We start from the raw sequence: 26,411 nt of genomic DNA on the forward strand, positions 1-26,411 counted from the left end.
AAAAGAGGCCGTATAGCATATGTTCTTTCTACTGCTTTCTTTCTATATCCCTACAACTCCCAAACAATCGACAAAATACAACAAAAAAACCTGTCGTCCGACAGGTCTTTTAACATAGGCTTCTCAGTTTTTCTATGTAAGCGACAGCTTCATCAAACTCTTCATCCGTGTAGCGCTGTTTGCTTTTAATGGTAAACACTTTTTCTCTGATTTCATGCTGATCCAGTCCTTCAAAATAAAGGATCGTGGCGACCAGCTCCAAAAAACGCGAAGACTGGCGGTTTACATCATCAATATAGGGTTTGATATCCTGCATATCCAGCTCACACTGGCTCAAAAATTGCCTTCCTGACTCGGTGGGAGAATACCGGTATTGATAATATCCGCCTTTTTTCTCTTTGACTTCATGGAGAAACCCGAGATTGCACAGTTCTTCAACCTGCAGCGTCAGCTCCTCCGAGTACGGTCCGTAAAAGTGGAAGTCGTACCTTTCATAGAATGGAAGCTCGAGTTTCTTGGCGATATAAATGATCTTTTGCAGCTTTTTTCGCCCGATAATCTCCCCCGAATCTGAGAACACCTTCATCAGCTTTGCATGTTCTTTTAACAAATCCCCGACATCTCCTTCATCCTTTTCTTTCTATGTCAGTCCAAGCAATTCTTTGATTCTTTTTGCGTGCCGGCCGGCTGACAGCCCTTCGATGAGATCCAGCGGAAAATAAAGCTTATGGTCTGTCCTCCGCTTGCCGGAAATCGCATCCACAATATCAGACTGCCGCGACAGTTCCTTAATCTGACCGCCATGGGTCAGCAGTTGGATCGGCAGACGTTCCTCTTCCTCTCCAGGTCTGTAGAAATCATAAGGAAGGTCTGATGAAGAATCCACCACAAGATAGTAATCGGGATCAATGCCTGATTCTTTAAACAGCGAGGTCAGTTCAAAGTAAGTCGCCATTTCTTCATTCGGATTAAATTCGGCATACTGGAACAGTCTGCGGTTAATGAAACGGCGGCATAAATCAGACAGAATCTCATCCTCTTCTTTTTCCCATGCTTGGAAATAATAAAGAATAATCGATTCATCAAGACTTAAATAATCTTCCAATGTGACATTTCCTTCAAAAATGGAATAAAAGTGGACAGGGGCATGCGTAAAAATGTAGCCTTCCTGATGAAGCTGCTTTGCTCTATGAAGGATTTTCGTCAAAATCACTTCCGCGCTTCTTGTCACCGGATGGAAGTATACTTGCCAATACATTTGGTAGCGGCTCATGATATAGTCTTCGACAGCATGCATTCCGGTTTGCTTAATGACGATTTGGTCTTCGCGCGGACGCATGACGCGAAGAATCCGCTCCATGTCAAAATGCCCGTAGCTGACGCCGGTATAATATGCGTCGCGCTGCAGATAGTCCATGCGGTCAGCGTCAATCTGGCTTGATATCAGGCTGACCACCTGTTTATTTTTATAGGTTTTTGCAATGACTTCAGCGACATCCTTCGCAAATGTCGGACTCACTTTTCCGAGCACCTTGTTAACCTCTGTATCGCCTAAAATAATCGCCCTTGTAAAATCTTCATGATCGAGGCGGAATACTTTTTCAAATGAATGAGAAAACGGCCCGTGCCCCAAATCGTGCAAAAGCGCGGCGCACAGACAAAGGTCGCGTTCGCCGTCATCCCATTCCTCCCTGCCTTTGAACACGTCGTCAACCATTCTCCTGACAATTTCGTAGACGCCGAGAGAATGATTAAAACGGCTGTGTTCGGCGCCGTGAAATGTCAAATAGGTCGTCCCCAGCTGCTTGATTCTGCGCAGCCTTTGAAATTCGCGTGTTCCGATCAAATCCCAAATCAGCTTGTCCCGTACATGGACATAGCGGTGTACAGGGTCTTTAAATACCTTTTCTTCTGATAATTTTCCGTTTGGATACGCCATTTGTGTCCCTCTTTTTTTAAACGTGAGGCAAAATGTTTGCATGCCAATCCGTTCTTTTTCATCAAAGTGTACTGCCGACAATAATGTTACCCGATCGGCCCGTCCTCTTTTAGGTCTGTTTCTATTATATCGGGTCTGATTTTTGAAAACATCCTTGAATTTATCCAAGAACTTGTTCCAATATGCAAGAAAAGCCGGAAAACAAGCAAAAACGCCTGACCCATCAGGGAGGCGGTTATTTTTTAACTTTCTTTTTCACTTTTTCGATCAGCTCGTCTTCAGTAGGAGCTGAGACAGGACGATTATTGACAAAAGCAAACGATTTTTTTCGTCCAGGACCGCAATAAGACTGGCAGCCGATTTCCACTTTCGCATCCGGATCGATTTCCTTCAGCCGGGGCAAAAGCGTCTTTAAATTTGTGGCCTGGCAATCGTCACACACTCGAAATTCATTAGCCATTTCATACGCTTCCTTTCGTTTTGTTCATCTGTCTTTATGGAAGGCATTTCGTTTTGCCGAGCTGTAATAAAAATGACACCATCCTTCATTCTACAAGGATTCTTTCATTCCTGCAAGGAGCGGCCGCTAAAAAAATCGCTTCCTATTCTTTTAGCAAACTTGTATAAATATTTCCAAATTGGACACTCTAATACCAATACTAATATTGGGAGTTGAGAAGTGATGAAACAAAGACAAGACGCATGGTCTGAGGAAAATGATTTATTGCTTGCCGAAACCGTTCTGCGGCATGTCAGGGAAGGAAGCACACAGCTGAACGCCTTTGAGGAAGTCGGAGACAGATTGAACAGGACATCGGCCGCCTGCGGCTTTAGATGGAACGCCGTCGTGCGGCATCAATATGAAAAAGCCTTGCAGCTGGCCAAAAAGCAGAGGAAACAGAGGATGCGGGCTCTTGGCAACGGCCAGCCTGCGAAAAAGCGGCTGCTGTACAAACCTCCTGTCGAAACGGATGCCATAAATGCTGCCGAAGAAGCCGTTCAGCCGAAAACGAAAGAGGCGGAAACAAGTCAAGAACAAGCCCCGATCTCAAGCGAAAATCTTCCTTATGTTGATGAAAGCTTTAAAGAAGAGTTAGCTAGTTTGTCGCATCTTTTATCGCCAAATCAGCCGAATGCCGGACAGGCTGGAGCTGCCCCTTCAGCTTTGACGATGGATGATGTCATCCGCTTTTTGCAAAGCTATACTGGAAATCAGGAACAAACAGATGCTTTAAAAATGGAAAACGACCGCTTAAAGCGGGAAAATGAAGAACTCACGAAAAAGGTTGACAAGCTTGAAGCGGAAGTCAAGAAGCTTGAAAAGGATCAATCGACCATTCAGGAAGACTACGAAACGCTTGTAAAAATCATGAACCGTGCAAGAAAACTAGTTTTATTTGAGGATGATGAACACGCTGCTCCAGCTTTTAAAATGGACCGAAATGGAAATTTAGAAAAAATGGCCGAATAGCTTCTCTCCCCCTTTTTTTAGAAGGGGGATTTTTCTCCAATCCCTTGATTTTATGTGCCAAGAATTTCATAATAAATCGTAGACACGAACAAGGGCGGGGATTTTCTGATGAAATTTGTTTTGTATATTGTCCAGTTCGGTACCGCTGCCATTCTGTTTTTATTTTCTGCGCTGGCCAGCTGGTATCAGGGAAGCGGGCTTTTAAACGATCCATGGGAATGGAAGTATTCAGCCAAATTCACAACACTGCTCTATGGAGCTGATTCGATCAAGGACGCGGGAGATATATCACAGCTTGATTTTTTCGTTTATGCGGCTAAACATACGCCGACAACCGTCGTTTTAATGGCCGGCAGCTTCATCTACATCATTGGCCTTGCATGCTGGCTGCTTTTCAAATACGGAAAACGCCGAAAAAAAGATGTTCGCACAGCTTAAAAACGCCCCGGTATCCACCGGAGCGTTTTTGTTTTTCCTATCCAAATACCTTTTCATTCCGTTCGACCATGCGCACAAGATTTTTTTCATACTCGGCTTCTTCTTCGCCTGACAGCGGCGCCTGAAAGATGTCTCCACTGAGATCCTTTAGCTCCGTTAAAAGAGCGAGCATCAGCTCCTGGACAGAGATCTCCTTCTTGAGAAGCTCTGTGAGGGAGGCCATCGTTTCCGGGCGTATATCGGGGTAAGCGGCTTTCGTTTTGCCCCGTTCGTCTTTTAAAGCGATATCGTAAAACCGTCTGATGAGCTCCGCCCGCTCGCTTCCGCTTTGATCAGCGCATAAGTAAATCTGGACAGCCACCCCGCCTCTTAAGCGCCTTTGTGAGATCCCGGCGAATTTCTTTCCGTCAATGCTTAAATCATAGCTTCCCGGGCAATACGACCCTTCGATTTCATACGCCTCAACCTCTGCATTGTAAGGCGCAAGCATCCTTTTAATCAGCTCAAACATCGCCTCATAGCCGCGGTCAATGTCAATGCCGTTTTTCTTGTCCTGAAAAATAAGCGATACGTTTAACACTCCGCTGTCCAACACAACCGCAAGTCCGCCTGAGTTGCGGACGATGACCTTGTAGCCCGCTTCCTCAAGAAACGCAATGCCATCTTTTAAATATGGAAGCCTCGTATCCTGAATCCCGAGGACGATCGTGTCGTGGTGGACCCAGGAGCGGGCGGTCGCCGGGGACAGTCCCTTTCCGACCGACGCGCACAGTGTGTCATCGATCGCGAATGATTGTTTTGCGTCAAAATATGGGCCGAGACTGGATTGATCGATGATTCTCCATTTCGGCTGGATCAGTAAGTCAATGAATTGCTTGTCCATTTATGATGTAAACCCTTTCGTTATGCATTTGCGCTACCATTCATTATACCATTTGCGGGAAAGGGGATGTACTCATTCAGGCAGGAATTTATAAACCATTGGAAACATGACCATTCAAATGACGCTTAAAGGCTGTTCCTCTAGTTCGAGAGGCAGTCCGACATAGTTTTCCGCCAGGCTTTGAGCTGCCGCTTTTGATGATGTGGCATGATCGAGTTCAGCCAATTGGATTTGATAATCAAAAGGAGAGTCATGGTGATGCCTGTGGAGCATTGATGTCATATACCAGGAAAAACGCTCCGCTTTCCAGATCCGGCGCAGGCAAACCGCTGAATATCGCTCAAGGCGTCTTGTTTCACCGTTTGCATAATAATCATGAAGCGCCCCGGCAAGGACCTGGACATCAGCCATAGCCAAATTCAGCCCTTTTGCTCCTGTCGGCGGTACAATATGTGCGGCGTCACCGGCTAAAAACAGACGCCCGTATTGCATCGGATCACAAATAAAACTTCTCATTGGCACGATGTTTTTCTGAATGACCGGACCTTCGATCAATCTCCATTCATCATCGGTTGACAGCCTCAAACGTAGCTTTTCCCAAATTCGTTCATCAGACCAGTCCTCAATACAGTCAGCCGGATCGACCTGCAGGTAAAAACGCTGGATCTCCGGCGTTCTTGTACTGTGAAGAGCGAATCCGTCTTCATGATGGGCGTAGATAAGCTCAGGCGCTGACGGCGGCGCTTCCGCCAAAATGCCGAGCCAGCTGTAAGGATAAATTTTTTGGTATTCTCTGCGGATGTCTGCCGGAATGCTCTGTCTGCTTGGACCGTGAAATCCGTCGCAGCCGGCAATATAGTCGCAAATGATCTCTTCCTCTTCCTGATTTTCATTCAAATAAGTGATTGTAGGCTCTGCCGTATCAAGATCAGAAAGGCGCACATTTGAAACGCTAAAATACATTTCCCCCCCGGATTTCACCCGTGCGGAAATTAAATCCTTGATGACTTCATGCTGGGGATAGATCGTGACATACTTCCCGCCTGTCAGTTCATGCATATCAATCCTGCGGCGTTTGCCGTTAAAGCGGATTTCGATTCCTTTATGGAACATCCCCATTTTCATCATTCGTTCCCCGGCGCCGGTTTCATTCAGCAAATCGACGGTCATCTGCTCTAAAACGCCGGCCCGGATCGTCCGCTCAATCTCCTCCCGGGAACGCGATTCGATGATCACCGATTCAATTCCCCGGCGGTTGAGCAAATGCGCCAGCATTAATCCGGCAGGTCCCGCTCCGATGATTCCTATTTGTGCCCGCAACTTGTTTTCCTCCCGCTTTGTTCATTTTTATTTTGCTTGTAATTTGATTCCGCCGCTTTTTGGCTTTGACATCAAATCAAAGCTTGCGTGATTTTCCTGAATCAGCATGATGCCGAGCGCCCCGATCAGGCTTGGAATCGCAAATGTCATAAATGCCCGCGCCGGATCAATGCCTGTCGAAAGAATAAACGCAAACAGAGAAGGCGCAATAATCGCTCCGATTCTCCCGATTCCCAATGCCCAGCCGATTCCGGTTGCCCTGATTTCTTTTTGATAATATTCCGAAATATAAGGGTTCGCAATGTTTTGCGTCCCTACTGTACATGCTCCGCCCAAACCGATCAGCAAGTACAGCAGCGCATGATGCGTCGTAAAGCCAAAGGCTGCAAAACAGCAGGCGCCGAGCAGATACATGCCGGCAAGCACTTTTTTGTGTCCGGCCTTATCCGCCAAATAGCCGCCGATTAAAGCCCCTGCCGCTTGTCCGAGACACAGGACGAGATTGAAAGACAGACTTGACGAAAGACCGTACCCTGACTCCTGCATCATTTTCGGAAGCCATGTGTTCAGTCCGTAGACCATCAGCAGGCAGCTGAACACGGAGAGCCAGAAGGCGAATGTGCTTGGAGCGCGCTTTTGTTTAAACAGTTTTTTGACAGGAAACCCTTTTGTTGTCTCTTTCATGCTGAAAAATTGATAATCATCGCTTTCGCTGTATCGGCCATGAGGATGTACGCTGTTAAGAATCTTCGCCAATTTCTTCGTTTGTTTTTGCAAAATATAAAACGAAAGAGATTCGGGAAACTGCCTGAAAAAGAAAGGCAGCGCAAGCAGCGGAATCACGCCAAGCAGATACAGCACTCTCCAGCTTGTGCCCGGCACGACAAAGATGCCGACAAGGGATGCCAAAACCCCGCCTACGGAATAGCCGCAATACATGGCGGCGACGATGACCGCCCTGTTTTTTTTCGGAGAATACTCGGTCATCAGGGAAATAGCGTTCGGCATCAGACCGCCCATCCCGAGAGCCGCGATAAAGCGCATGATCGTAAACAGCAGCGGAGAATCGATCAATCCGGACGCCGCTGTAAACAGACTGAACAGAAAGATGCAGAGACCGAGCACCTTTTTGCGGCCGAATTTGTCGGCGATCGGTGAAAAAAGCAGTGCGCCAAGCATCATGCCGACCAATGTATAGCTTCCGATCGCCCCGGCCTGGATGGCCGTCAGACTCCATTCCTCCATCAGCCACGGCAGGCTGACACCGTACATCGCAATATCATACCCATCAAAGGCGATGGCGAAAAAACACCAGAGAAAAACGGTCAGATGCACTTTGTTAAATTTGCTGGCCGCCATGACCTCTCCGGGGTGAACCGTGCGATTTCTCATTTTTCCTCCACCTCGACATCATGATATGAACGCTCAGAGCTCAACGCCTTGTGTCACGGACCGGCCGGAACCCGCAGCGGCACCCATAGGTTCAAACGCCATGACGACATTGGAGCTGCCTGATGATTGGCCATATCCGTAAAACGTGCTTTTACAGCCATCTTCAAGCACGCCCAGCAGCATGGCAATATGACGGCCGCCTGCTTCGAGTCCGGCGTTTTTCGCATATTGAGGCAGCATAAGCTTTGCTGACAACAGGTCATTGTCCGTTAAAAACGTTAAAAATTGCGAATCAAGAGCCTGTTCCGCCAAAGTCGGCATGCATTCAGGCCCCCGCACCAAGTGGTGGCTGAGGGCGCCGCTGCTGATAAATACGGTTTTCTTTCCGCTTTCTTTCAATACGCTGCCGGCAATCTGCCCCCAGCGATACGTCTCTTCCAAATTCGCGGCCAGTGTCACCGATAAATCAATGACAGGGATATCCCCTTTCGGAACGAGATAGCGAAGCGGGACAACCGTTCCGTAATCCCAGCAATAAGCCGGATCATCGACAGGAATGACGGAAAGCCCGGATTTGACGCCGGCTTCTGCGAGCTCTGCCGCGAGTTCGGAATCTCCGGGATAGGAATAAGGGACATCAGAAATCAGGTTCGGGCATTCCAGTGCTGTTAAAACCCCTTTATGCTCGGGTGTTGCATCAACCAGATGGTCAAAACTCGATGTCCAGTGGCATGAGATCAGGACAACCGCATCAGGCTGGATTCTGTCAATGATCCCTGAAAGCCGCTTCATCCCTTTGACAAGCTCTTTTTGAAAATCAGGCGTTTTTTCTTCAAAACACATCCGCGGTGTGTGCGGAACAAGCGCCGCCATTTCGATCGACATGTTGATTCCTCCCATAACCCTTTTTACGGTTTTGCTTTTGATGCCGGCGTTCCGCCTATCCCCCAGTGGGTTTTCGGGATCTCTGTGACGAGAACGCGAACATTTTCCTTCGGGGCATCCAAGGTGGCGCTTACCGTATCTGTCACGTTTTGAATGACTTCCTCCACCTTTTCCGCCGGCCTGCCTTCTAATAGTTGAATGTGAACGATCGGCAAAATATCTCCTCCATTATGAACAGACTGTAAAAGATGCGTCTCCAATCCCTTCCACCTGCGCTGAAACGCTGTCTCCGGCTGTCAGCATGACAGCTCCCGTTACACCGCCGGTCAAAATGACGCTGCCCGCCTTCAGCTTTTGCTTTTTCCTGGCAAGCATGTTGGCGAGCATGGCTGCCGAATTGGCGGGATGGCCCACAACCGCCGCGCCTGTCCCCTGTTCTCTGATTTCGCCGTTAATCGCTAAAGAAACCGTGACTGCATCAAGTTGGAGATGCTCCGGCTTTTTGACCTTTTCACCGAACACGACTCTTGAAGACGAAGCATTGTCGGCGATAACGTCAGGAAGTGTGAAAGAAAAATTTTCGTAGCGGCTGTCGATCACTTCAAGCACCGGAATCAAATATTCGGTCACCGCCAAAACCTGCTCACCGGTGACGCCCGGACCCTCAATGTCCTCTCCAAGCACAAAGGCGATCTCCGCTTCGACTTTCGGGTGAATCAGCTGATGGATATTAATTTTTCCGCCGTCCGGTACGATCATGTCCTTAAAGATATATCCGTATATGGGTTCTTCAACATTCATTTGCTGCATTTTCGCCCGGCTTGTCAGCCCCATTTTCGGTCCGATGATTCCATTGCCCCGCTTTAATTTCAGCTTCACCAGCTCTTCTTGAATCTTATAGGCGTCCTCGACCGTCAGTTCAGGATAATCCCTTGTAATTCTGACGATCTCCCGCTTTTCCGCCTCCGCCATGTATAATATCCGGGCCGTTTCTTTTAATGCTGCGGCATTCATTCACGTTTTCCTCCTTTTACAGCTTGATGCAGATATTCGATAATTCACTGAAAAACTCGAGGCTGTGAATTCCTCCTTCACGACCAAGTCCGCTTTGTTTCATGCCTCCGAACGGTGTCCGCAGATCCCTGAGAAACCAGGTATTGACCCAGACCATACCGGCTTCGATTTGTCCGGCGACCCGGTGTGCGCGGCGGAGGTCGTTCGTCCAAACAGTTGCGCTCAAACCGTAATGGGTATCATTCGCCTGTGCGATGACTTCTTCTTCATCATCGAACGGAATCACCGTCACTACGGGACCGAAGATCTCTTCTTTCACAACCCTGGAGCTCCGGGAAATCCCCGTAATGATCGTCGGTTCAAGAAAACAGCCGCTTTCCCGTCCTTCCGGGCGCCTTCCGCCGGTTACAATTTCGCCGCCTTCTTCCTTTGCAAGCGCTATGTAATTCACCACCCGTTCGGTATGTTCGGCTGAAATCAAGGCACCGATATTCGTATTCGGATCAAAAGGATCTCCGACCTGAAGCTCCTTTGTTTTCTCGACGAAAGTAGCCAAAAATTCATCATACGCTTCCCGTTCGACATAAATGCGCGAACCGCTCATACATACTTCCCCTTGATTGACAAAGCTCGATTTCAATGTGGTTTGAACGGCTTCATCCATGTCGGCATCAGCAAAAATGATGTTTGGGTTTTTTCCGCCCAATTCAAAAGAGAGCTTCTTTAACGTTTTAGAAGCGGCTTCCATAATGATTTTTCCGGTCGTCGTTTCACCGGTAAAGGAAATCGCATCGACATCGGGATGTTCGGAAAGCGCCGCACCGGCTGAATCCGGACCGAAGCCGTGCACAATATTGACGACACCGTCAGGCAAGCCCGCATCATGGCAGATTTCCCCCAAAAGCGTGGCTGTCATCGGCGTCAGCTCGGCCGGCTTGATGACAGCGGTGTTTCCCGCCGCCAGGCAAGGAGCTAATTTCCATGTCAGCAACAATAGCGGCAAGTTCCACGGATTGATTAAGCCGACAACGCCAACCGGGCGGCGGATCGCATAATTGATGGCGGCTTCATCTGTTTGATAGGCCTCCGTTCCGACTCCTCTCATAAAATCTGCAAAAAAATGAAAGTTAAATGCAGCACGCGGAATGTCCAATGTGCTTGATAATGAGAGCGGTTTTCCCGTATCCAATGTTTCAAGCTTCGCCAATTCATCTTTGCGCTCTAAAATAATGTCGCCGATTTTTCTGATGATTCGAATCCTCTCATCGCTTGTCATGCTTTTCCAGCGTCCATGTAACGCACGCCTTGACGCGGCGACAGCCAGATCAACCTCTTTTTTCCCCCCCTCACAAACCTTTCCAATGACTTCCTGGGTGGCCGGGTTGATATTGTCGAATGTTTTGCCGTTTTCCGACGAAAAATATCTGCCGTTAATATAGTGCCGACAGTCAAACGGCTTGACGAAATGCGCAGGTGGGGTTTGAACATTCATATGAAATCAACATCCTCCTTTTTCTAATCCTTTCCATAACGGTAAATGATTTTCACTCTCTAGAAAACAGCATTGTTCCTCTATACGGAACAAACGGAATGTTTTTTCGGAAAATTTGATATTTTTCGTTTTTTTATTTCATTTACTTTTCCGTCCATGTTATATTATGGAATAAAAGGCAACAAAACCAAAGAAAAGAGTGAGGAAACAATGGCTGTCGAGACAAAACAACACTATCTGCTCGGGTCTGTAAAAAATGCTCTTCGCCTGCTGCAAGCTTTTACCTTGGATACACCGGAAAGGAAAGTAACCGAACTGGCTTCATCACTGGGACTTGGAAAAAGCACGGTCTGCCGGCTCCTGTCCACACTGGAAAGCGAAGGATTCGTTATGAAGGATCCTGAATCGAAACGATACAAGCTGGGCCTATCCGTCTTGCAGTTAAATACAATTGTCAACTCCACTCTTGAAATCAACCGGGAATCCCAGCCTATTCTTGAAAGGCTGACTGATGAAACCGGAGAAACCGCTCATATCGCCATCCGTGACGGTTTCAGCGTCGTTTATATCAATCGGACCGAATGTCCCAGCCCTGTTGAAATCCTTTCCCATATCGGCCGCCAAAATCCGATGCATTGCACAAGTTCAGGGAAAGTGCTGCTTGCATACGATCGGAATGGATGGGTAGACCGTTATTTGGAAAAAGGCCTGAAAAGCTATACGAAAAAAACCGTTACAGATGCAAAAAAATTGCGCGAAACGCTTAAAAGCGTGCATGAAAACGGATATGACGTCAGCAATGGCGAATTCATCGAAGGCGTCACATCCATCTCGGCTCCCATCAGAAATTATTTGGGACAGGTCGTGTATGCCGTCAGCGTCGTGGGCCCCACGAACCGAATGAAAGCCTCAGAATCCGGGATTATTTATAAAGTCAAAAAGGCGGCTCATGACATTTCAGAAAGGATCGGCTATTGGAAGCGTACATAAAATTGGAGGGATTTGAACGATGTTCGATTTTCATACACATTTTCTTCCTTCAGAAGTTCTGCTCTGGCTGAAGGAAAATAAAAACGCGGTTCATGCGGTATGGGAAAGGAAATCGCCGGAAAAAGCCCCGTTTCTGACGGTAAACGGCAAATGGGGATTTGAATTAAAGGAGACGTTTTTTAAAGAAGATTTGTTTTTGCATGCACAAACAAATGCGGGAATCACGCATTCGCTTGTGTCGCCCGTTCCCCAGCTGTTTCTTTACGATCTGGCCGAAGAGATAACAGATGAAATGGCGGGCGTTTATAACAGAGCCCTTTCAAACTGGATCAAAAAAGAAAGCAGACGGCTTTCCGGACTTGGCACAATCCCGTTGAACAGCCCTGTGAAGGCATGCGGCCGATTACGCGAAGCGATGGCCCTTGGGCTGAAAGGAGCGATTATCGGCCCCGGGGCCTCGGACATGCTGCTCTCAGATGAGGCGTTTACGCCGTTTTGGGAAGAAGCCGACAGACAAGAAGCGGTTATTTTTATCCACCCGCTCCTTTCTGAAGATCCGCGGCTCCGCAGAAAAATGATGCCCAACTTGATCGGTGTGCCATGGGAAACGACCGTCTGTGCGGCAGACTTATTATTAAGCGGTCTAATTGACCGTTTTCCAAATGTGAAAATTCTTTTGGCGCATGGGGGCGGATTTCTTCCATATCAAATTGGCAGGCTGGATAAAGGCTATCAAAAATGGCCAAATGTATCCTCATCGATCACTGCCCCGCCAAGCGATTATCTGCGCAGGTTTTGGTATGATACCGTTTTGTGGCACGGAGAAAGCGCGGCATATCTGCAAAAGCTCGCCGGAAAAGACCGCGTCGTGCCAGGCTCCGATTATCCTTTCGACCTGTGTCAATGGCCGCCCGCCAATATCGGCCGCGAAGGAGCAGAAGCTCTGCTTGGGATGAAAATCGAAGCATAAAAAAGGTGAACCTGATGACAGGCTCACCTCTGTTTCATTACAGCGCTTGTGCCGCTGTAATGAGAGCAAGATTATATACATCCTCAGCATTGCAGCCTCTGGACAGATCGTTCACAGGCATGTTCAGACCTTGTAAAATCGGTCCGACCGCCTCAAAGTTGCCGAGGCGCTGCGCGATTTTATAGCCGATGTTCCCCGCTTCAAGGCTTGGGAAAACAAATACGTTTGCATCGCCTTTAATCACGGAGCCAGGCGCTTTTTTCTCAGCGACAGATGGAACAAATGCGGCATCAAATTGGAATTCGCCGTCAAGCGTAAGCTCAGGCGCTTTTTCTTTAGCGATTGCAACGGCATTTGCCACTTTTTCGGTTTCATCTGATTTTGCAGATCCTTTTGTTGAGAAGCTGAGCATCGCCACTCGCGGCTCGATGTCGAACATTTTTGCCGTATTGGCGCTTTCGACTGCGATTTCCGCCAGGTCCTGGCTGTCGGGCGCAATGTTGATTGCACAGTCAGCGAACACGTACTGTTCATCGCCGCGGGCCATAATGAAGACGCCTGATGTTTTTTTTACGCCTTCTTTTGTCTTAATAATTTGCAGCGCCGGGCGAACCGTGTCTGCGGTTGAATGAGCCGCACCGCTGACAAGGCCGTCCGCAAGCCCTTTGTAAACAAGCATTGTGCCAAAATAGTTTTCATCCAACAGGATTTGGCGGGCCTGCTCTTCAGTCGCTTTTCCTTTACGGCGTTCAACGAAAGCCTGAACAAGGTCTTCCATTCCTTCATATGTATGGGGATCATATATGTCAACACCGTCAAGAGTCACGTTCAATTCATTTGCTTTTGCCGCAATTTCTTCTTTGTTCCCGACGAGAATCGGCTTCAGTACGTTATTTCCTGCCAATTGGCTGACCGCTGTCAGAATGCGCTCATCCAAGCCTTCCGGAAATACGATTTTAACTCCTTTTCCCGCTACTTTTTCCTGCACTGTTGTAAATAAATCTGCCACAATATACCCTCCTTGAAGTAGTACAAAAAACTTCCCTATTTAGCATACTCTATTGAGATATAAATTCAATCCTTCAGCATTCATTATAACGCTTTCATAGAAAAAACGCTTTTTTTTAATTAATTTAAGCGCCGGCTTCCTATGGTTTAGTTCTTGTCAGCTTTATTATACAACAGGCTTCCCGGCTTATACGGCAAAACCCAGATGACAGAGGTTGCTTTTTGGCTTGTTCAAGACTTCTAAACAGATGAATGTGGACAAACTATGATATGATGGAGTCAATTACATACAAATTGGGAGTGAAAGAAATGAGCGAACAGCAAAAGACAAATGAAGCCGCGCAAACGCTTGACGGCTGGTATGCCCTTCATGATTTCCGGACGATGGACTGGTCTGCCTGGAAGCTGCTTTCAAGCGATGAACGCCAGATCATTATCAGCGAATTTACCGGGCTCCTTGAAAAATGGGGCGTAACGGAAAAAGAAGGAAACGGAAGCCATACATTGTACAGCATCGTCGGCCAAAAAGCCGATTTCATGCTGATGATTTTGCGTCCAACGATGGAGGAATTGAATCAAATCGAGCTTGAATTCAATAAATCCAAGCTGGCGGAATACACGATTCCCGCTTATTCTTATGTATCTGTCGTCGAGCTCAGCAACTATATGGGAAGCGGTGACGGAGATCCTTACGAAAATCCGCAAATCCGGGCGCGCCTGTACCCTGAGCTCCCTAAAGCGAAATATGTCTGCTTCTACCCGATGGATAAGAGAAGATCCGGCAATGACAACTGGTATATGCTGTCAATGGAAGAGCGCAAAAAACTGATGCGCAGCCATGGCATGATCGGCCGCGGATATGCCGGGAAAGTCAAACAAATTATTACGGGTTCAGTCGGATTTGACGATTATGAATGGGGTGTCACACTCTTCTCAGATGATGTGCTGCAATTTAAAAAGCTTGTCTATGAAATGCGCTTTGATGAAGTCAGTGCGCGCTACGGGGAATTCGGCTCATTCTTCGTCGGCAACCGCCTATCAAATGAACAGCTGCCCGCATTTTTGCACGTTTAAAAATGGCAAAAGCTCCAAAGACGCTTGTCTTTGGAGCTTTTTTAAATGCTTAATTGCAGTTGCACGGCTGTGTAGGCGGAGTCGATCTTTTTTGAACCTCAATGGAAGATTCGGCATAAAAAGTCGATCCAAGCCCCAGCACCCGGTTTTCCGCTCTGAATGTGTATTTTCCGGCGGCAGGGAGGGTTTTATTTGCTAAAACCAGCTTGAATTCCGCAATGCCCAATAAATCGATCGTAAGCGGAAGTCTCACCGTTTTTCCATTGTTTAAAATCTGCCCTGTTGTCAGCGCTCTTCCGTTTACCGTGTCTTTCGTTGTGGCGGAAAATCCGGAAGGCAATGTAAATTCGACCGTTCCCAGCGCCAAAATCGAGTTTGGTCTGTATGTGAGCTCAATGTCGGAGAATGACCATTCCTGCTTGCTCGCCCCCGTAATCACTGAATGCAATGAGGCCTTTGCAGCCGGACGGTTCACCGACTCCGTTTTTACGGTTTTGGCATCAGCGTGAAAAGAAGGCAGAAACATCGATGCCATGATCACAAACCCTGCCATCATCATTGTTAATGTAGAACGAAACATATTTTTCAACATCGCAAATCCCCCTGGTTTTCATTTTAGACTTTAAACATTGGCCGGCACGACAAGATCAGCTGCAGAAACCTAACGCCTCCCCCCAAAATCTTTGACAACTTCATCCTTTTCCCTTAAAAACTATCATTTTTCCACCTTCTAGTAAATGTCTTACATGGGATTTTTTAAAAAATAATTCAAAATAATAGAATATGACCAGGTGATGATCCTCTTGATTTTTTGTAACATTTATACATAAAAGGTCCAATGAACCATTGTCATTTGCAAAGATGCAATCCGTCCGATGATCTGTTTTGGATGTTGACAAACCTGATATTGCGAAGTACATTATTGACATTATTTAAGTAGGCTTTAAAAAGAATCCATCAATCAGATGTCGAATGGAAAGACGAAGAAAGGATTAAAACAATGCCTAAAATGACTTCTTCTAATCTAGTAAAAGGAAAGATTATCAATATCAGTCCTCCGCAAACACTGGCACTCAGCTTTTTCATCATTATTGCGGTCGGTGCGTGTTTGCTCAAGCTGCCGATTGCATCGACAACCTATATTTCCTGGGTTGACGCCTTATTTACGGCGACATCGGCCACCACCGTAACAGGTTTAACCGTCGTAAACACGGGAGAGGATTATACGGTTTTCGGACAAACCGTCATCATGCTGCTGATTCAGGTCGGAGGATTAGGATTGATGACCTTCGCAGTGCTCATTGTCATGATGATCGGAAAAAAAATCGGCCTGCAGCAGCGTATTCTCGTCCAAGAAGCGTTCAACCAGACTTCTTTAGGCGGGCTCGTCCGGCTTGTTAAGCATTTATTTATTTTCACCATCGTGATTGAATTCGTCGCTTTTCTCATTCTTTCGATCAGGTGGGTCCCGGAATACGGTATACAGAAAGGTTTGTTTCACAGTTTGTTTAACACGATCTCCGCCTTTAATAATGCCGGTTTTTCCTTGTGGCCGGACAACTTGTCCAGATATGTTGGGGATCCGATTGTCAACCTTGTCATTACGGGGCTTTTTATCACCGGGGGTATCGGCTTTACCGTCCTTTTAGACTTATGGACAAAAAGGAACTTCCGGAAACTGTCGCTTCATTCCAAACTCATGATCGTCGGAACATTGATCATCAACACCGTAGCAGCGCTGATGATTTTTATATTAGAGTATACAAACCCCGGAACCTTGGGAAACCTGCCATTGACTGAAAAATTATGGGGCGCATATTTTCAGGGTGTCACTCCGAGAACGGCCGGATTTAATACAATCGATATCGCCCAGATGACGCCTCCCTCCCTTCTCTTGATCATCGTTCTGATGTTCATTGGGGCGGGCAGTGCATCAACAGGAAGCGGAATCAAGCTGACAACCTTCATTGTCATGATTTTGGCAACCATCACTTTTCTAAGAGGAAAAAGCGAAACAGTGGTGTTTAACCGGACGATCAAAATGAAAACGATTTTGAGAGCCTTGGCGATTATCGTCATCAGTTTTTTATTTGTGCTGTTAACCGTGTTTATTTTGACGATAACAGAGCCTGCTCCGTTTTTGGACATCGTCTTTGAAGTAGTGTCCGCCTTCGGGACAGTCGGCTTGTCAATGGGATTGACGCCAGAGCTGTCAACCCTTGGAAAATCCGTGATTATGATGATGATGTTCATTGGCCGGGTCGGCCCGTTAACAATGGCATTTACATTGGCCAAGCCGAAAAAAGCGCCGATCCGTCATCCTGAAGATGAAGTGATTACAGGGTAAATAACCGATAAAAAGACCGCTCTATCCGGGAGCGGTCTTTTTTGTATCGCTTGACATCCTAAGACGTGCGAGCGGTGACGGTGATTGCAGCCAGTTTGTCAGCAACCTGCTTTTGTTGGTCATATTCCCCAATCCACTCTCATACTGTTAAAGGGGTGAGTAATGTTGAACTTTCATCTAAAATCAGTCCTAAAACCGCGTTCAATTCCAGACATAAGCTTGGTGAAGGGATGATTTTTGACTTCATGAAAGAAGGAGGAACGAAATGAAACCCAAAAAAAATCAATTTCAGCCGCTTCAAGAGATTGAAATGCAGGATTTCCGGCAGCAAATGGGCGCCAACCCTTATCCGCAATTGGGGCAGATGGGACAGATGGGGCAGATGTATCAGCAAGGACAGCCGCCATATACACAAATGGGCGGCCAGCAAACCTTTCAGCCGCCCGCTATCCAGCTGAGTCAGCCGCAGCCCGCGGGGGTCCAGGTTCCACCCATGCCTTCGGGGCAAACCGCGGCTCCAAGCGTTCCGGGGATGCTCCCGCTTGAGCAGTCTTATATTGAAAATATATTGCGGCTCAACCGGGGTAAGGTCGCGACCGTATATATGACGTTTGAAAACAATCCGGAATGGAATGCGAAAGTCTTCCGGGGAGAAATTGAAGCCGCCGGCCGCGATCATTTGATTTTAAGCGACAGAAAAACAGGCACCCGCTATTTGCTTCTGATGGTTTATCTTGATTATGTGACATTTGATGAACCGATCGTTTACGACTATCCGTATTCAATGGCAACATACACATCCAGATAAAAGGTTCGGTTCACTGTGAAACCGAACCCTTTTTTTGTTCCCGTTCATCAGACGAAATTCCGCGTATCATTATTGCGGCTGAATTTAAAGATCACGATTAAGAAAAATGCAGCAGCAAAAGCGAACAATATCATGATATTTAAATATAAGCTTTGAAATTGCCGGCCTTCCTGCAGCTTCGTCAATGTTTCCAAAACCCAGCGCTGAGGAAGAAAATCTGCGATTCTTTGAGCGAAAGGCGGCATGATCTCAACAGGCCAGAAGCATCCGGAAAGCATGATCGTCGGCATGAAGATTAAATTTTGCATAGCTCCTGAAGCTTTGGAACTGTTTGAAAAAACGACCGTAATCAATGCAAGACCGACCGCGCTCAGCGCAAATATCAGCAAAATGGCCGCCATTTCCCAGAGCGGAATTCCCGGATCGATATGAAAAACATTTTTCATCATGAATAAAGTAAAAAAGATTTGAAACATCATGACAAGCATGCTGACCGCTATATTTGAGAATACATACTGCTTTGCCGTTATCGGCGTTGTCAGCAGCCTGAAATAGGTGCGGTTTTCCTTTTCTTTCACAAGGATTTCTGATAAATTCCCCGCTGAAAAGAGCATCGCCATCAGAAGAAACCCGATCGTTGAATACGTCATATTTACTTGTTTTGATTGATCTTCAAGCGTATCGGTTTTTAATTTCAGGCTGGAATGCTGGTAACTGCTGTAGATTTTGTCAAAAGTTTGCAGGTCTCCCTGAGACGCTTTACCGACCGCCGCTATATTGTCAATGTAATGATATAAATACGATTTCACAAATTCCGTTACTTCAGCACCCTTAACAGAAGAGATTTTGATATGGCCCGGTTTTCCGTCCTTCACGCTTTTGGCAAAGCCTTTTTCAAATGTGATGACGCAATCCAGCTTTCCTGACGCAACCCTTTCTTTTGCTTCAGACCCGCCGACTGTTGTTACCTTGACATGATCCAATCCCTTCAAAAAGGCCGCCGTATCAGCCGTTATCCGCCCGCTGTCATGATTGACAATCCCGACATGCAGATCTTTTTGGTCGCCGATTCCTTGCGTCATTAACGCGACGAAGATCCCCAGCAGCGGAAGACAAAGAAACAGAAAGATATTTTTTTTGTTTTTAAATGTTACGTTTAACGTGTTTTTGATCAGCCAGAGCATGTCTTTCATCTTACAGCCCCTCCCTTCTCCGCAGTCCGACAACAGCGATCAGAAGCAAAAATAAAGATATTCCGATATTCAGAGCGATCGCCGGCAGCGCTGCCGCTAGATCGTTTGTATAAATAATTTTCATCATCGCTTCACTTGACCACTTAATCGGAGAAAAATTCGTGATAAGGCCGGGAAGTCCTTCCGCAACATCTATCGGAAAATAGGCGCCGCCAAAAAATGCGACAAGAGGTATCAGCACATTAATGATCATTACTGCCGATTCTCCCGTTTTTGCCAAATAGCTGATGCCGATTCCAAAAGCTACGGCCAGCAGCACAACAGTGAACAGAACAGCCAGTACAATGCCAATGTGTTCGCCCCAATTGGCTTTAAATAAAAATTTGCTGATGGCAACGACAGTGAAAATACAAAGGGCATTTGTCGCAATGCCTCCGATCAGCTTTCCGGCGAAAATCTCCCCTTTATGAATGGGAGCGGCCAGCAGCCGGTCGGCCGTTTTGCGGGTTCTTTCCCCGCGTATTAAATAACTTGCATTTAGCGCTCCATAAAGGGCGATCAACGTTGTCATCATAATTGAATAATAATCGATGGAGCTCGGCTTATTTGCCGAATTGATCGATGTCTCTTTCATATAATCGCCATGGCTTGCAAACGCGACCCCGGCTTGCTTCGGATTGACCTTGTAAATTTCCGACACGGCATTGTACTTATTTGTAAACGCAGACAGCATTCCTTGAATAATACTGCCTTCAATGCTTGTTTGATCGCTTTTATACAGCTTGATTCCGCTGTTGTCGATTTCGACGTACCCATCATAGCGGCCTTTTTTGACTTCTTGCTTTCCATCCATATCATTTAGCGCTTTTTTGAAATAAACGCCCGATTTCCTTGCTTCCTTTGCAAAGACTTTAAAACCTTGTGAAAGTTCTCCGTCTGATTGGTCTTTATACAAAATATGGATATCATCGACCGATACTTGATTGTTGAAGGCGTTTGTCAGTGCGGTTCCCAAAATCACAATCAGCACAATCGGAAACGCCAGCATAAATAACATTGTTCTTTTATCACGAAAAGACGATAAGATTTCTTTTCTTGCAATGTTTAATATATTCAAGCCTCTGACTTCCTTTCTAGTCGCGCAGATTTCTTCCGGTTAGCGTCAGAAACACGGTTTCCAGATTGGGCGCTTTTTCTTCCAATGAGCGAATTTGGACACCGCTTGTGATGAGGTGCTCAATGATTTCGTTCAAATTGCTGACGCCAGCATCCGAGTTAATTTTAATCGTATTGTCCTGAAGTGAAACCGTCTCTACGCCCTTGATGTCCTTCAGTTTGCCGAGGTCGGCATTCCCGGCGGATTTGACCGCAATCGAAATGTCTTTCGTGTCGGTGATGATCGCCTTCAACTCTTCTTTTGTACCTTCGGCAATGATCTTCCCATGGTCAACGATCGCAATCCGTGAACAAATCTCTTCGACTTCCTCCATATAATGGCTTGTGTAAATAATCGTCGACCCCATTTCATTCAGCTTTTTAACGGACTGCAAAATATAATTGCGGGAATGAGGATCGATCCCGACCGTCGGCTCATCCATGATGATCAGCATTGGCCTGTGGGCGATGGCGCAGGCGATATTCAGCCTTCTTTTCATTCCCCCCGAAAAATTTTTCGGAAAGCTCTTATGTTTATCGCTCAGCCCGACAAATTCCAAAGCCTCTTCAACCCGTTTGTTCAGATCAGATCCTCGCAGTCCATAGAGCCCGGCAAAAAATTTCACATTTTCATGCGCCGTTAATTCTTCATAAATGGACAAATCCTGAGGCACAATGCCAATATTCATTTTGGCATGTTTTCGGTGCTTGGAGATATTTTTCCCGAGAATGAGAATCTCCCCCTCATTGCTCCTCAGCAATCCCGAAATCATATTGATTGTCGTGCTTTTCCCCGCGCCGTTTGCGCCAAGGAATCCGAATATTTCTCCTTCCGCTATGGAAAGTGACATATTATCAACAGCGGCAAAATCCCCGAATTTTTTCGTAAGGTTTTTGATTTCTAGTGCATTCATCTTTTCACCTCATTTTGACTTTACGACATTCATTATAAAAAAAAAGATGAATACGCGGCAGTGCAGCAATTCATCTTTTTCACATGAGAAATTTCATATTCTATCAATGATATCATTCATATTTCGGCAATAGCGTGGTAACGGAGAAGCCATTTGAACCGTCAACGATCACTTTTCCGTTGACAGAAGCCGCCCGTTCCTCCATTCCGATGATCCCCATGCCTTTTTTAATCTTCTCTTGCCCTTTTCCGTTATCTTTCACCTCGGTTTTAATAAGCGTATTCAACACGTGGATTTCAATGGATACGCGCGTCGCCCCGGCATATTTCATCGTATTGGTCAGCGCCTCTGTAATATTTTCGAAGATAATTTTCCATTGAATATGAGTAATCACGTCCAAATCGCCTTTATACAGAAATAAGATCGGAATACGGTGCAGGGCTGAACATTCATCTATGAATAATTTCAGCCTATGGATGCCCATCTGTTCCGCCGGAGGTTTCATATTCTTTAACGTCAGTCTGATTTTTTCTATTCCGTCTTTAGAAATATTGATCGCGTTTTGCAGCAGTTCAGACGCTTTGTTTTTGTCAGTGTCAAGCAGACGCTTGGCCGCTTCAAGCTGAATGAGCGCCCCTGTCATAGAATGGCCGATTTTATCGTGGATTTCCTGTGACAGCCGGTTCCGCTCCTCTAATTTAAACGTATATTCAGACTGTCTGATAAACTCCTTATTGACATGCAAAGTCTTCGTTAATTTGTGCATATCTTTTCTCGTTTGGTCAATATGATTCTCAAGGGCATGAATCCGGTCCGAATGCTGTTTCAAAATGGTGAATATCAGGAAATTCAAAAAAACCGTCAGACCGTATACAGGCAGCAGCGATACACTGATAAAAAGGGCGGGAATAAGCGATATGGCCAACATGACCCATTGATTGCGCAGGCTATCAGACAGCAACTCATAGACGCCAAGCGGCAATAGCAGAATAAATAAAGGCTGGACATGCTGGTAGGAAACAATTGACATGAGGATCGACAAAACAGCGGCCGCCTTTTTCACTGATCCTTTTTGAAAGATACTGATCATCATGTTGATGCAAAAATACAGGATTAAATAAAAAACAATCCATGGGAGATTTGCGACAGGCTCTAGTATGCAGTTCAACACGATATATCCCAGCAAGGTAAGTTTGACAATGATCATCCAAAATTCCATCATGATTCCTCAGTTAGCTTTGATTTTCCGGTTAAATAGTAGATCGCGATTTGCGTGCGGTGGTCCAGCCCCGTCTTCGCCAAAATGGAAGAAATATAATTTGCAATCGTTCCTTCTGATATATAAAGCTCTTTTGCAATTTCTTTATTGGAAAGCCCCCTGGCGATTAAAGCCATGATGCCAAGCTCTCTCTCCGTAAACAGGCTTTCATCGATTTTCGGTTCAGGCTCTTTGTTCTCTATTAAATTTGACTTGATTTTATCAAGAACGACGTCCTGCATGACAATATTCCCATAAAAGACGCTTTTGATCGCACCCCTGATTCGTTCCGGTTCGGTATTTTTCAGGAGGTAGCCTTTCGCTCCGTTCCGGATGGCAGCCAAAATATATTCATCATCATCAAATGTCGTTAAAATTAATGGCTGTGTCCTTGTCCCCCCGGAAATCAGCTTTGCAGCCTCGACACCGTTCATATTTGGCATCCGGATATCCAAGAGTGCAATATCCACATCATGAGCTCCGCAATAATCAGCCGCTTGCCGGCCATCCTCCACCGTAGCCAGCACTTCTATTTCATCGTACGTACTCAGGATGATCTTCATGCCTTCCCTTATAAATGAATTATCATCCGCAATGATCACTTTGATTTTCATCGTTTTCCGAGCGGAGCCCTCATGCTCCGCAACGTGCACACCCCTTCTATATGCTTCAGCAAGGCCTCCGCATCTGTTCATAACATTAAATTTATCATGAATCAGTTTTCGTTAAAATAATAAAAGCCAATCCTTTAAAAGGATCGGCTTCTAAAAAAGTGAACTATAAATATTTGACCGCCGACACAACGACCATAATCCATGCCGCGATGAAGGCCACTCCCCCCAGCGGAGTGATGGCGCCGAGGACGCTGATTTGCGTAAGGCTGAGGACATATAAACTTCCAGAAAACAAGATGATCCCCGCAAACATCAGCCAGCCCGCAGCCGCTATGCTTCCGGTGCCCGTCAGCCTGCCGGCAATAAGGGCGATCGCGATCAGTCCGAGTGCGTGGTACATATGATATTGCACACCCGTTTGCCAGATTTGCAGATATTTCTCAGGAATTTTGCCTTCAAGCCCATGAGCTCCAAACGCTCCCAAGGCAACTGCAAGCATTGCATTTATAGAACCTAAAATTAAAAATAATTTCATGATCAATCGCCCGCCTTTCTCTTCTCATCATAGCGTACATGCCCAGGATTTCAACTTTGACAACATTATGACACGATATTGTCAAATTTCTTTTTTCTCAACTGAATCTGCTCCACAGCGATGGCCACAACCGTCCCAAGGACAAGCCCGTTGCTTAAAATCGAAACAAAAACAGGGTGCATCCCTTCTAACGCACTCTCAGGGACAAACATAACGCCGACCCCGGCCAAAAGCGCGATCCCGGCGACAAAACGGACACGGCCGATGTCACTTTTGCCATAGGAATCAAATTCGGAAAATGCCAGCCCGACCATCGTTGAAAACACGACAAAGTTGACCGCAAATCCGACAGGTGACGGGAGGCTTGCAAATGCATTCATAATAAATGGAAAAAAACTGATGAAAACCACAATAAAACTCCCGAGCAAAAACGGCTTTCTAGATGACATTCGCGTCGTTTGAATAAAACCTGCCGCTCCCGAAATCGGCACCGTCCCTACAGCGCCAAAGAGGCCGCTCAGCAAATGGCCGGCCGCGGCGATGAAACCCGCCGGACGGGACCGTTTTTTTTCTTCAAGCTTTTCAAACTGCTTAACCGCCCCTTCCACAACACGGATGCTGGCCAGCATATTAACGATCAGCAAAACCGTGATAAACAAAGATGTGACGACTAGACCGCTGTCAAACACCGGCATTCCGAAAGGGAAAATTTCAGGCCAATGAAAGAACTCATCGGCATGTTCTGCCGGCTTTGCAGCGCCGAAAACGGCAAACAACACCCAGCCGCCGAAAAGCGCAATTAATATCGAATACTGCTTAAGAAACATCACATTTGACCTGCTCATAAAAAACGTCGCCAGCATAATGACTACAGCAAGCAAAAAAACGGGTACGTCAATCTCGTTTTTGCGATAGCCGATTCCCATGACCCCTTTCACAATCGGTTCGCTCAGCTGCATGACCAACAGCAGCAGATAAATTCCGGTGACGACAGGAGTAAACAATACAGCCAGCTTATCTATAATCTTAAACAAGCTAAATATAAAAAAGAAAACCGCGCTTAACAGCATTGCCCCCTGAAGCGCTTGAAGCGTCTCGGCATAAGCGGCGAAGACGGTGCCCGTAAGTCCCGCATAAATCGTATAGACTCCCCACCAGAGTCCGGCCGGACTCTCATTAATCGGTAAGCGGTGCCCGGTCAGGCATTGGATAAAGGCAGTCGTTCCCAGCACGAAAAACGTGCTTTGAATCAGTCCGGCTGTCTCGGCTTGATTCAGTTCGAATGACTGTCCGATTGCTATTGGCACCACGATGGAAGACGCGATGATGAACGCCGTCCACTGTAAAGCCCCGAAAAGCAGTTTCAAGTTTATCAACCTCTCTTTTTAAAAAACGAACGTCCTAGAAATCAAAAATTGAGTCTCCGTTGCCGTCTTCCTTCTTATCCAGCTTCTCCTGTTTTTGATATTTTTCGGCGCCGGCCGTACCCATCATTTTTTCCAGCATCAGCTGATCGCCTGACGGCTTCGCGGGCTGGACATAGGGAGAAGGCTGAACAGCCGGCCGCTGCGGCTCGACGATGACATCACAAAGAGAACGGATGACGGCTACATGCATTTTCAGCTCGTTCTCCTGCTGGCAGCTCTTTGCTTTTTTCAATTCATCCTCTATCTTCTGAAGCAGACTTGATATATGTATGTTCATGAATTGGAACCTCCAAACCGTTTTCGATTTCCACTTCATTTTATCAAATTACAATCGCTTATGCAGAACGCACTTTTCATTTTTCAGCGTCAACATCTTTTTTCCGGCTGAACTCTTCCCTGGTTCCGTCCCCTAAAACAAAATCATTTATCTTCCAATCAACTTAAAAAGCGTTTTTCATATTAAGTCAGACGTTGACAGTAAAATAGCGTTCACACATAATGAAAAAAACGCCGGGACGAAATCGGTTTCATTTTCAAGCGGATCAACCGGGACGGATGGATCGGCATAAGCAAAGAACCGCCTGTCTTCAGCGGTTCTCCAGTTTTTCTAGGCTCGGAATAGCCCAGTCGATCGGCTCTTCGTTTATTTTCTCCAAATATTGATTTGCCCTTGAAAACGGCCTGCTTCCAAAAAACCCGTTTCTTGCTGAGAATGGGCTCGGGTGAGGCGACTGAATGATAAAGTGCCTTGTCGTATCAATTCTCTCCTTCTTCATTTGGGCATGGCGGCCCCAGAGAATAAAGACAACCGGTTTTTCTCTTTTATTCAAAACGTCGATCACGCTGTCAGTCAGTCTTTCCCATCCTTTTCCTTTATGGGAATTCGCCTGGCCCCGCCTAACAGTCAAAACCGTGTTTAACAGCAGGACGCCCTGCTTGGCCCAGCTTACGAGCGATCCGTGGTTCGGTATTTCACAACCGATGTCTTGCTGAAGCTCTATGAATATATTTTTTAAAGAAGGCGGCGGATTCACGCCGGGCTTTACGGAAAAGCTCAAGCCGTGCGCCTGTCCCGGTCCGTGGTACGGATCCTGGCCAAGAATGACGACCTTCACCTTTTCATATGAAGTGTAATGCAAAGCGTTATAAATGTCGTTCGGTTCAGGATAGACCGTTTGCTCTGAATACTCTTTTTTCAGCATTTCCCTAAGCTCTTGATAATACGGCTTTTCAAACTCTTGATGCAGCTGCTCCCACCAGCTGTCATTCAAAATCTGCTTCAAC

Annotated in this window: 28 protein-coding genes; 7 read left to right on the top strand and 21 right to left on the bottom strand. The window is 46.4% G+C overall.

The window, feature by feature from the left end; all coding sequences use genetic code 11:
- Positions 1 to 109: 109 nt before the first annotated feature.
- The 3 genes from R5H20_RS21605 to R5H20_RS21615 form a co-directional block, all read right to left on the bottom strand.
- Positions 110 to 610, bottom strand: coding sequence for a YwgA family protein (locus R5H20_RS21605; RefSeq protein ID WP_006639467.1), 501 nt, complete (start codon positions 608 to 610; stop codon positions 110 to 112).
- 30 nt (positions 611 to 640) lie between these two features.
- Positions 641 to 1,939 (bottom strand): HD domain-containing protein, encoded by a 1,299-nt coding sequence (locus R5H20_RS21610; protein ID WP_006639468.1) that lies wholly within the window; start codon positions 1,937 to 1,939, stop codon positions 641 to 643.
- A 235-nt stretch (positions 1,940 to 2,174) separates the two neighbouring features.
- Entirely contained in the window at positions 2,175 to 2,399 is a 225-nt protein-coding gene (locus tag R5H20_RS21615; RefSeq protein WP_006639469.1) for a YuzB family protein, read from the bottom strand.
- Positions 2,400 to 2,618: 219 nt separating this feature from the next.
- On the opposite strand from R5H20_RS21615, the gene R5H20_RS21620 reads away from it, so the two are divergent.
- On the top strand, positions 2,619 to 3,410 hold the full coding sequence (locus tag R5H20_RS21620) for an RsfA family transcriptional regulator (RefSeq protein ID WP_029419651.1): 792 nt from the start codon (positions 2,619 to 2,621) through the stop codon (positions 3,408 to 3,410).
- Positions 3,411 to 3,518: 108 nt separating this feature from the next.
- On the top strand, positions 3,519 to 3,848 hold the full coding sequence (locus R5H20_RS21625) for a YjdJ family protein (protein WP_006639471.1): 330 nt from the start codon (positions 3,519 to 3,521) through the stop codon (positions 3,846 to 3,848).
- A gap of 37 nt (positions 3,849 to 3,885) precedes the next feature.
- On the opposite strand, the gene R5H20_RS21630 is transcribed toward R5H20_RS21625, so the two are convergent.
- From R5H20_RS21630 to R5H20_RS21660, 7 genes are all read right to left on the bottom strand, one after another.
- Positions 3,886 to 4,731, bottom strand: a complete 846-nt coding sequence (locus R5H20_RS21630; RefSeq protein WP_006639472.1) for an octanoyl-[GcvH]:protein N-octanoyltransferase — start codon at positions 4,729 to 4,731, stop codon at positions 3,886 to 3,888.
- Positions 4,732 to 4,845: 114 nt separating this feature from the next.
- On the bottom strand, positions 4,846 to 6,051 hold the full coding sequence (gene pobA, locus R5H20_RS21635) for a 4-hydroxybenzoate 3-monooxygenase (RefSeq protein ID WP_006639473.1): 1,206 nt from the start codon (positions 6,049 to 6,051) through the stop codon (positions 4,846 to 4,848).
- A 27-nt stretch (positions 6,052 to 6,078) separates the two neighbouring features.
- Positions 6,079 to 7,443, bottom strand: coding sequence for an MFS transporter (locus R5H20_RS21640; RefSeq protein WP_317907702.1), 1,365 nt, complete (start codon positions 7,441 to 7,443; stop codon positions 6,079 to 6,081).
- A 33-nt stretch (positions 7,444 to 7,476) separates the two neighbouring features.
- Positions 7,477 to 8,328 carry a DODA-type extradiol aromatic ring-opening family dioxygenase gene (locus tag R5H20_RS21645; RefSeq protein ID WP_006639475.1) on the bottom strand — a complete coding sequence of 284 codons (852 nt, stop codon included), beginning with the start codon at positions 8,326 to 8,328 and terminating at the stop codon, positions 7,477 to 7,479.
- A gap of 23 nt (positions 8,329 to 8,351) precedes the next feature.
- Positions 8,352 to 8,543, bottom strand: a complete 192-nt coding sequence (locus tag R5H20_RS21650; protein ID WP_006639476.1) for a 4-oxalocrotonate tautomerase — start codon at positions 8,541 to 8,543, stop codon at positions 8,352 to 8,354.
- 13 nt (positions 8,544 to 8,556) lie between these two features.
- On the bottom strand, positions 8,557 to 9,342 hold the full coding sequence (locus R5H20_RS21655) for a 2-keto-4-pentenoate hydratase (protein WP_006639477.1): 786 nt from the start codon (positions 9,340 to 9,342) through the stop codon (positions 8,557 to 8,559).
- Between the two features lie 16 nt (positions 9,343 to 9,358).
- The gene (locus tag R5H20_RS21660; RefSeq protein WP_006639478.1) at positions 9,359 to 10,834 is read right to left on the bottom strand and encodes an aldehyde dehydrogenase; all 1,476 of its coding nucleotides are present in this window, start codon (positions 10,832 to 10,834) and stop codon (positions 9,359 to 9,361) included.
- Positions 10,835 to 11,044: 210 nt separating this feature from the next.
- Between R5H20_RS21660 and R5H20_RS21665 the strand changes: the two genes are divergently transcribed.
- Together R5H20_RS21665 and R5H20_RS21670 are read left to right on the top strand one after the other, a co-directional pair.
- Positions 11,045 to 11,824: an IclR family transcriptional regulator gene (locus tag R5H20_RS21665; RefSeq protein ID WP_029419654.1), complete on the top strand. Its 780-nt coding sequence runs from the start codon at positions 11,045 to 11,047 to the stop codon at positions 11,822 to 11,824.
- A 19-nt stretch (positions 11,825 to 11,843) separates the two neighbouring features.
- The gene (locus tag R5H20_RS21670; RefSeq protein ID WP_006639480.1) at positions 11,844 to 12,794 is read left to right on the top strand and encodes an amidohydrolase family protein; all 951 of its coding nucleotides are present in this window, start codon (positions 11,844 to 11,846) and stop codon (positions 12,792 to 12,794) included.
- Positions 12,795 to 12,831: 37 nt separating this feature from the next.
- Here the strand turns inward: R5H20_RS21670 and pta are convergent, their stop codons facing one another.
- Positions 12,832 to 13,803, bottom strand: coding sequence for a phosphate acetyltransferase (gene pta / locus R5H20_RS21675; RefSeq protein WP_006639481.1), 972 nt, complete (start codon positions 13,801 to 13,803; stop codon positions 12,832 to 12,834).
- Between the two features lie 308 nt (positions 13,804 to 14,111).
- On the opposite strand from pta, the gene hemQ reads away from it, so the two are divergent.
- On the top strand, positions 14,112 to 14,876 hold the full coding sequence (gene hemQ / locus R5H20_RS21680; RefSeq protein ID WP_006639482.1) for a hydrogen peroxide-dependent heme synthase: 765 nt from the start codon (positions 14,112 to 14,114) through the stop codon (positions 14,874 to 14,876).
- 49 nt (positions 14,877 to 14,925) lie between these two features.
- Here the strand turns inward: hemQ and bslA are convergent, their stop codons facing one another.
- Complete coding sequence (gene bslA / locus R5H20_RS21685) at positions 14,926 to 15,465, bottom strand: biofilm surface layer hydrophobin BslA (protein WP_006639483.1); 540 nt, start codon at positions 15,463 to 15,465, stop codon at positions 14,926 to 14,928.
- 411 nt (positions 15,466 to 15,876) lie between these two features.
- Here bslA and R5H20_RS21690 point away from each other — a divergent pair, with 411 nt between their 5' ends.
- Positions 15,877 to 17,223: a TrkH family potassium uptake protein gene (locus R5H20_RS21690; RefSeq protein WP_006639484.1), complete on the top strand. Its 1,347-nt coding sequence runs from the start codon at positions 15,877 to 15,879 to the stop codon at positions 17,221 to 17,223.
- Positions 17,224 to 17,488: 265 nt separating this feature from the next.
- Entirely contained in the window at positions 17,489 to 18,031 is a 543-nt protein-coding gene (gene gerQ, locus R5H20_RS21695; RefSeq protein WP_006639485.1) for a spore coat protein GerQ, read from the top strand.
- 47 nt (positions 18,032 to 18,078) lie between these two features.
- On the opposite strand, the gene R5H20_RS21700 is transcribed toward gerQ, so the two are convergent.
- The 9 genes from R5H20_RS21700 to R5H20_RS21740 form a co-directional block, all read right to left on the bottom strand.
- Positions 18,079 to 19,224 (bottom strand): ABC transporter permease, encoded by a 1,146-nt coding sequence (locus R5H20_RS21700; protein WP_006639486.1) that lies wholly within the window; start codon positions 19,222 to 19,224, stop codon positions 18,079 to 18,081.
- A 1-nt stretch (position 19,225) separates the two neighbouring features.
- On the bottom strand, positions 19,226 to 20,341 hold the full coding sequence (locus R5H20_RS21705) for an ABC transporter permease (RefSeq protein WP_006639487.1): 1,116 nt from the start codon (positions 20,339 to 20,341) through the stop codon (positions 19,226 to 19,228).
- A gap of 16 nt (positions 20,342 to 20,357) precedes the next feature.
- Positions 20,358 to 21,293 carry an ABC transporter ATP-binding protein gene (locus R5H20_RS21710; protein WP_006639488.1) on the bottom strand — a complete coding sequence of 312 codons (936 nt, stop codon included), beginning with the start codon at positions 21,291 to 21,293 and terminating at the stop codon, positions 20,358 to 20,360.
- A 112-nt stretch (positions 21,294 to 21,405) separates the two neighbouring features.
- Entirely contained in the window at positions 21,406 to 22,512 is a 1,107-nt protein-coding gene (locus R5H20_RS21715) for a sensor histidine kinase (protein ID WP_006639489.1), read from the bottom strand.
- A complete protein-coding gene (locus R5H20_RS21720; RefSeq protein ID WP_029419659.1) occupies positions 22,512 to 23,165 on the bottom strand; it encodes a response regulator in 654 nt (217 codons plus the stop codon). The genes R5H20_RS21715 and R5H20_RS21720 overlap by 1 nt, the downstream gene beginning before the upstream one ends.
- A gap of 163 nt (positions 23,166 to 23,328) precedes the next feature.
- Positions 23,329 to 23,700, bottom strand: coding sequence for a DUF423 domain-containing protein (locus R5H20_RS21725; protein ID WP_006639491.1), 372 nt, complete (start codon positions 23,698 to 23,700; stop codon positions 23,329 to 23,331).
- 65 nt (positions 23,701 to 23,765) lie between these two features.
- Complete coding sequence (locus R5H20_RS21730; protein WP_006639492.1) at positions 23,766 to 25,067, bottom strand: purine/pyrimidine permease; 1,302 nt, start codon at positions 25,065 to 25,067, stop codon at positions 23,766 to 23,768.
- A gap of 34 nt (positions 25,068 to 25,101) precedes the next feature.
- Positions 25,102 to 25,404, bottom strand: a complete 303-nt coding sequence (locus tag R5H20_RS21735; RefSeq protein ID WP_006639493.1) for a YwdI family protein — start codon at positions 25,402 to 25,404, stop codon at positions 25,102 to 25,104.
- 310 nt (positions 25,405 to 25,714) lie between these two features.
- Positions 25,715 to 26,410 carry a uracil-DNA glycosylase gene (locus R5H20_RS21740; RefSeq protein ID WP_006639494.1) on the bottom strand — a complete coding sequence of 232 codons (696 nt, stop codon included), beginning with the start codon at positions 26,408 to 26,410 and terminating at the stop codon, positions 25,715 to 25,717.
- Position 26,411 lies beyond the last annotated feature (1 nt).

The sequence above is a fragment of the Bacillus sp. KICET-3 genome, assembly GCF_033261025.1.
In the GTDB taxonomy this organism is placed as follows: Bacteria; Bacillota; Bacilli; order Bacillales; family Bacillaceae; genus Bacillus; species Bacillus sonorensis.

Excerpts from the sequence above, each read along its gene's own strand:
- R5H20_RS21665 (WP_029419654.1), top strand. The coding sequence starts at position 11,045 with ATGGCTGTCGAGACAAAACAACACTATCTGCTCGGGTCTGTAAAAAAT.
- R5H20_RS21720 (WP_029419659.1), bottom strand. The coding sequence starts at position 23,165 with ATGAAAATCAAAGTGATCATTGCGGATGATAATTCATTTATAAGGGAA.
- R5H20_RS21615 (WP_006639469.1), bottom strand. The coding sequence starts at position 2,399 with ATGGCTAATGAATTTCGAGTGTGTGACGATTGCCAGGCCACAAATTTA.
- R5H20_RS21725 (WP_006639491.1), bottom strand. The coding sequence starts at position 23,700 with ATGAAATTATTTTTAATTTTAGGTTCTATAAATGCAATGCTTGCAGTT.
- R5H20_RS21670 (WP_006639480.1), top strand. The coding sequence starts at position 11,844 with ATGTTCGATTTTCATACACATTTTCTTCCTTCAGAAGTTCTGCTCTGG.
- R5H20_RS21630 (WP_006639472.1), bottom strand. The coding sequence starts at position 4,731 with ATGGACAAGCAATTCATTGACTTACTGATCCAGCCGAAATGGAGAATC.
- R5H20_RS21625 (WP_006639471.1), top strand. The coding sequence starts at position 3,519 with ATGAAATTTGTTTTGTATATTGTCCAGTTCGGTACCGCTGCCATTCTG.
- R5H20_RS21640 (WP_317907702.1), bottom strand. The coding sequence starts at position 7,443 with ATGAGAAATCGCACGGTTCACCCCGGAGAGGTCATGGCGGCCAGCAAA.
- hemQ (WP_006639482.1), top strand. The coding sequence starts at position 14,112 with ATGAGCGAACAGCAAAAGACAAATGAAGCCGCGCAAACGCTTGACGGC.
- R5H20_RS21710 (WP_006639488.1), bottom strand. The coding sequence starts at position 21,293 with ATGAATGCACTAGAAATCAAAAACCTTACGAAAAAATTCGGGGATTTT.
- R5H20_RS21735 (WP_006639493.1), bottom strand. The coding sequence starts at position 25,404 with ATGAACATACATATATCAAGTCTGCTTCAGAAGATAGAGGATGAATTG.
- R5H20_RS21690 (WP_006639484.1), top strand. The coding sequence starts at position 15,877 with ATGCCTAAAATGACTTCTTCTAATCTAGTAAAAGGAAAGATTATCAAT.
- R5H20_RS21610 (WP_006639468.1), bottom strand. The coding sequence starts at position 1,939 with ATGGCGTATCCAAACGGAAAATTATCAGAAGAAAAGGTATTTAAAGAC.
- R5H20_RS21645 (WP_006639475.1), bottom strand. The coding sequence starts at position 8,328 with ATGTCGATCGAAATGGCGGCGCTTGTTCCGCACACACCGCGGATGTGT.
- R5H20_RS21715 (WP_006639489.1), bottom strand. The coding sequence starts at position 22,512 with ATGGAATTTTGGATGATCATTGTCAAACTTACCTTGCTGGGATATATC.
- R5H20_RS21660 (WP_006639478.1), bottom strand. The coding sequence starts at position 10,834 with ATGAATGTTCAAACCCCACCTGCGCATTTCGTCAAGCCGTTTGACTGT.
- R5H20_RS21655 (WP_006639477.1), bottom strand. The coding sequence starts at position 9,342 with ATGAATGCCGCAGCATTAAAAGAAACGGCCCGGATATTATACATGGCG.
- R5H20_RS21700 (WP_006639486.1), bottom strand. The coding sequence starts at position 19,224 with ATGAAAGACATGCTCTGGCTGATCAAAAACACGTTAAACGTAACATTT.
- gerQ (WP_006639485.1), top strand. The coding sequence starts at position 17,489 with ATGAAACCCAAAAAAAATCAATTTCAGCCGCTTCAAGAGATTGAAATG.